The organism is Candidatus Angelobacter sp. (assembly GCA_035607015.1).
In the GTDB taxonomy this organism is placed as follows: Bacteria; Verrucomicrobiota; Verrucomicrobiia; order Limisphaerales; family AV2; genus AV2.
The window spans coordinates 1-5,229 of record DATNDF010000197.1; the positions used below are offsets into that span (position 1 = coordinate 1).

8 protein-coding genes are annotated in these 5,229 nt (G+C 57.5%); all 8 read left to right on the plus strand.

The window, feature by feature from the left end; translation table 11 throughout:
- Positions 1-591 (plus strand): gfo/Idh/MocA family oxidoreductase (locus tag VN887_08010; protein ID HXT39951.1); only part of this gene is annotated, 591 nt, incomplete at its 5' end.
- A 193-nt stretch (positions 592-784) separates the two neighbouring features.
- Positions 785-1,360 carry a superoxide dismutase family protein gene (locus VN887_08015; protein ID HXT39952.1) on the plus strand — a complete coding sequence of 192 codons (576 nt, stop codon included), beginning with the start codon at positions 785-787 and terminating at the stop codon, positions 1,358-1,360.
- Positions 1,361-1,393: 33 nt separating this feature from the next.
- Positions 1,394-1,663, plus strand: coding sequence for a hypothetical protein (locus tag VN887_08020; GenBank protein HXT39953.1), 270 nt, complete (start codon positions 1,394-1,396; stop codon positions 1,661-1,663).
- Positions 1,660-2,271: a YceI family protein gene (locus VN887_08025; GenBank protein ID HXT39954.1), complete on the plus strand. Its 612-nt coding sequence runs from the start codon at positions 1,660-1,662 to the stop codon at positions 2,269-2,271. Before VN887_08020 ends, VN887_08025 begins: the two co-directional genes overlap by 4 nt.
- A gap of 86 nt (positions 2,272-2,357) precedes the next feature.
- Positions 2,358-2,963, plus strand: coding sequence for a hypothetical protein (locus VN887_08030; GenBank protein ID HXT39955.1), 606 nt, complete (start codon positions 2,358-2,360; stop codon positions 2,961-2,963).
- 8 nt (positions 2,964-2,971) lie between these two features.
- Complete coding sequence (locus tag VN887_08035; protein ID HXT39956.1) at positions 2,972-4,123, plus strand: sulfite oxidase; 1,152 nt, start codon at positions 2,972-2,974, stop codon at positions 4,121-4,123.
- A gap of 128 nt (positions 4,124-4,251) precedes the next feature.
- Positions 4,252-4,887, plus strand: coding sequence for an HNH endonuclease (locus VN887_08040; protein ID HXT39957.1), 636 nt, complete (start codon positions 4,252-4,254; stop codon positions 4,885-4,887).
- Positions 4,888-4,963: 76 nt separating this feature from the next.
- A partial coding sequence (locus tag VN887_08045; GenBank protein ID HXT39958.1) for a hypothetical protein occupies positions 4,964-5,229 on the plus strand: 266 nt, incomplete at its 3' end.

A 5,229-nucleotide genomic window follows, 5' to 3' on the forward strand; every position in this document is an offset into this window, starting at 1 on the left:
ATGACCGACTGGGGCGCGCACCATAACGACATCGCGCAGTGGGGCAACGGCACCGAGCGCAGCGGCCCCGTCGCGATCGAGGGCAGGTCCCTCATCGAGATGATTCCGGGCGGGTACACGGCCGCCAGCCAGTATCACATCGAATACACTTACGCCAACGGCGTAAAGCTCACCTGTGTCAGTGTCGCGACGGACGGGCCCGACGGCTCACACCACGGCAAACCGGACGATCCGGTTCATGGCGTGAAATTTGAAGGGACCGACGGCTGGATTTTTGTGACTCGCGGCCGGATCGAAGCCAGCAAGCCGGAAGTGCTCACCGAACCACTGGCATCGAACGCGACGCATCTCTATGTCAGCGACAATCACATGGGTAATTTCTTCGACTGCGTCCGCTCGCGAAAGCCGCCAATCTGCGAACCGGAGATCGGACACCGTTCGGTCACGGTTTGCCACCTCGGCGTGATCTCCATGAGGCTTGGTCGAAAGTTGAACTGGGATCCGGAGAGGGAACGGTTCGTCAACGACACGGAGGCGGACAGGTGGCTCGCGCGTCCGCAACGCAAGCCCTATACGTATGACCTGGCCTGAAAACTGTCAGAGGTATCTTGGGGAGCGCACACGGCCCGCGTGCTGTTCGCGGCGGCTCGCCGCGAAGTTTAACACAAGCAACCGTTCGCCATCTGGCAGTTTTAATTGTTCGATGTTTCACCTCAGCGTGCTCTCCCCGCATTTTCTCAGCGTAACCAACCAAAACCAACGGGTATCATTAACAGGAAAGCCTATGAAAACTTTGAAAGCACTTGCCGTCATCGCCGCGGTTTCATCCTTCGGCATCATCTCGTTCGAGCCGGCGCGCGCGGCTGAACACGAGCACGGCGAAGCCTGGGCAGCGGTCCGACAGGCCGTTGCGGTTTTGCACGCCACCGCCGGCAACAAGTGCCATGGCACGGTGCGGTTCACCCAGGAGGGCGACTCGGTGAAAGTCGTGGCGGACATCGAAGGACTGACGCCCGGCCAGAAACACGCCATCCATGTTCATCAGTATGGCGATTGCTCGTCCGCCGACGGCATGAGCGCGGGCGGTCACTACAATCCCGAAGGCCACCAGCATGGTTTACCCGAGAAGGAAATGCGTCATGCGGGCGATCTGGGCAATCTTACCGCCGACAATGACGGCAAGGCTCACTACGAAATCACCGTGAACAACATTTCAATCGCAGGCATGAAAAACCCTGTCATTGGACGCGGCGTCATCGTGCATGCAAAGGTGGACGACGGCGGCCAGCCAGTCGGCAACGCGGGCGGGCGCATCGCTTGCGGCGTGATTGGCGTCGCGAACACTGCCGCGAAGAAATGACGCCTGGATTCGCTGCCGCAGCCTTGGCCTGAGATGAGAAGGATCCTCCGAGTCGGCGCGCTTGCCCTGGCCGTGTTCAGCCTGTTGTTCTGGCTGCTGCTCGGGGCAAATCGCGGCTGGACGAAGACGACGCGGACACGCTGGCAGAAGGACCCCGTGACCGAAATTGACGGCCCGGTGATCGAGAAGGCGTTTCTGCCCGGCGTGGATTTTCTGGCCGTCGGCCTTGTCGGCGCGCTGGCGTTGTTCATCATGTCGTTGTTTGCATCGAAAACCAAAAACAGACCGGTCGGCTCGCCATGAAAATCAAATTCATCCCCGCTCTCATCGTTGCTTCGGCCGCCGTGACGTCGTTGGCCGCGCCCATCGAGTTCGATTTCAAGGACCCGAAGGGCGTCAACAACGTCATCTTCAAAACCGACGCGCCGCTCGAATCCATCAACGGCACCGCGACCGCCATCTCCGGCAAAGTGACGTTCGACCCCGCCAACCCCGGCGCGGTCAACGGCAAGATCGTCGTCGAGTCCGCCTCGTTGCACGTCGGCAACCCGATGCAGAAGGAGCACCTGCACAGCGACAAATGGCTCGACGTGGCGAAGTACCCACAAATCGCCTTCGAGGTCGAAAGCGTTAAGAACGTCAAGACACAGGGTGACGTCACCACCGCTGACGTGACCGGGAAGATGAGCCTGCACGGCGTGACCAAGACCGTTACCGCGCCCGTGAAGATGACCTTCCTCAAGGACAAGTTGAAGGCGCGCACGGGCAAGGACGGGGATCTGCTCGTAATCCGCGCGAATTTCAAAATCAAGCGGCGTGATTTCGGCATCAACCCCGGCCAGATGGAAGAGAAAGTCTCGGATGAAATTGAACTGAACCTTAGCATCGCCGGCGCCGCGCCGCGCGGTTGATTGCTGTCGGGATACTTATCGCAAGACGAGTGGCTTAGGTTGGCCTCCCAGCTGGCTTTGATTTTGTACGCAAGTGTTACCGATACATGGCGAACAATGCCCAAACCGATGATGGAATTTTCCGGAGCAGGCCGACTGCTCTGGGCAGGAAACCGTTTGGCAGGCGGGCGCGGCTTATTGTTGGGGTCGGAACCGCTGCTTTTCTCACTGTCTTGTTGTCTTGGATTTTCATGCGCAGTGCCAGCACGCAGCGACCTCCTATCGACTTGTATTGCCTCGGTTCGCGCGTGTCCACTGGTGTCGGCGTTACGTTTGCAGTGACAAACTATTCATCGAACGTCGTCACGTTCTACGAGAAGGTGATCGAGGTTAAACAAGCAACCGGATGGGCCGCTTACAACTACGCGGGACCGGTGATGGCCGTACCGATGCTGCTTGACCCGGGAACAAGAGGTTTACTCGATGTAACCCCACCGAATACGAATCTGCCTTGGCGGATTCGAGTGGCCGTATCCAGCCAATTGGACGGCCCGATCGCAGTATTGAAACGCGTCAGCTTGTTTTGCAACCACATCAAAGACAGGTTTTTCACCGGTAACAAGAACCATCCTCCGCCTGTGCGGTTTTGGCCTGGTGTAGTTTACGGTCAACCTACAGAGGTTGTGAGTGCTGAAATCACGAATTCGAACTAGCTTGTTCTATGATCTCACAAACCATTACCCGTCGTGATATGCTTCGCGGCAGTGTGGCGTTTGCCGCGCTGGCGTTCGCGCAATCTCCGCTCTCCGTTTTTGGCTTTGACGAGCCGGGCGCGGGCGAGACCGTCGTGCCGTTTCTCGACGTGCAGCCGAAGAGCAGGATGCTTTACTGGCAGGATCTCACGAGCTGGATCACGCCCAACGAACAACTTTACCAGGTTCAGCATTACGGCGTGCCGGAAGTCGATCTCGAAAAATGGCAGTTGGAAATCTCCGGCCTCGTGAAAAAGCCGCGGACACTGTCGCTTGCCGACATCAAGGCTCGCAAGCGCAGGACCGTCACCGCCACACTCGAATGTTCCGGCAACAGTTCCAATCCAGGTTTCATGGGAGCCATCGGCAATATTCAATGGACCGGCACCCCGTTGGCCCCGTTGCTCAAGGAAAGTCATCCGCTCGCCCGCGCCATCGAAACCGTGTTCTTCGGCGCGGACGAGAAGGTCGAGAAAATCCGCGAGAAGGATTATTTGCAAAACTTCGCGCGCAGCCTCTCGTTGCGCGACGTGCTGAAGCGCGACGACATCCTGCTCGCTTATGAAATGAACGGGCGGCCGCTGGAAAAAGGACATGGCGCGCCGCTGCGGCTCATCGTGCCGGGCTGGTTTGGCATCACCTGGGTGAAATGGCTCACGCGCATTGAACTGCTCGACCGCCGTTACATGAGCAAATACATGGCGCGCGAATACGTCACCATCCGCGGCGAGGAACACGACGGCAAAACCGTCTGGCGTGAAACCAGCGTTGGCCCGATGGACGTGAAATCGGTCGTCGCCCGCGTCACGCGGCGCAGGGAAGGCTCGCTGCGTGTGAGCGGCGCGGCCTGGACCGACGGCACACCGCTTCAGCGGGTGGAATTGAAGATCGACGACGGCAACTGGACGCCGGTGGAGTTGGACAAAAAACAGCGGTCGAAATATTCGTGGACGTTCTGGAACTACGATTGGAAGAACCCGTCGGCTGGAGATCACACCTTGGTATCACGCGCGATTGACACCGAAGGCCTCCTGCAACCTTCCGGCGACGATCCCGAAATCAAATTGAAACGCACCTACTGGGAAGCGAACCAGCAATGGGTGCGGAAGATCAGAATCTGAAGTCCGGTTGCAGAATTACGCTTTCACAGGATTCGCCAATCTGTTTTCATAACATTATGGAGCCGCAATTGGAAAAAGTAAGCTGCGCACGATGGCATGCACACAGTGCGGTCCTTCATCGATAAGATATGCCATTCTCACCCTCGATCCGTCGCACCGCGCTCCTCTGGTGTGATCGGCATTGTTGTCTGTGCAAACGTCCATGTGGACTCGACATCGAGATCGACCACTTGGTCCCGGAAGCAAACGGAGGTCCCAACACTCTCGACAATGCGATCCCACTCTGCTTTGACTGCCACGCTCGCACTCACCGTTACAATAACCTCCACCCGCGAGGCACTAAGTATTTCGTAGCGGAGCTTCGCGTTCGACGCGATCAGGTCTACGAAGAGTTCACTCGCTCGTTGGTCCCGCCTGTCCGGTGCGAGATCACTCAAGATCTTGGCGGTGGGAAGCAGCGGGACCTTCCCGACGTCGGCTTTCGCCTAGTTCACTGTGGGGACGGCCTTCCCGTAAAAGTGCGTGTCACCGTTACTGTTGATCGCTTGAAGGTCGGTTCCCCGTACTATTCCGGTAAGAAGGTTTGGCACCTCAACCCACGTCACACAATCTTAGGACATTTTGCATTGCCTGGAAAGACCCAGCACCGGCGCATCGCGACTATCACTTACGCCATCATCGACTGCCTCGATCGGGAGCACACACTCCTACCTGTCCAGTTCGTGTATGTGCCAGGCCAAAACTTTTGGTATCTTGAGCCGTAATTCCGTCGCGTTGTATGAAAGGAGCAGCTAACCAGGTCGCGGCAGCGTACGTCCGTTGCACCTGTCCGCTCAAGTCATGAGCATAGTTCCGCAATCAGGTTGCTGCGCCTTTCTCATTTCGATGTGTTGGGGCAGTGCCTTCGGCGCGGGCGTGCATCACTACGTATTCTTCAATCGAGACAGAGAGAGAATCTCCGACGTCGCGTTCATTAACACCAAGGCCTTCGAGGGTGCTCAGTTAAAATATACCTGGCGTGAGCTGGAGCCGGAGAAAGATGGTTATGATTTCAGCGCCATTCGTCACGATTTGACGTTTCTGAATTCAAAAGGCAAGAAACTGTT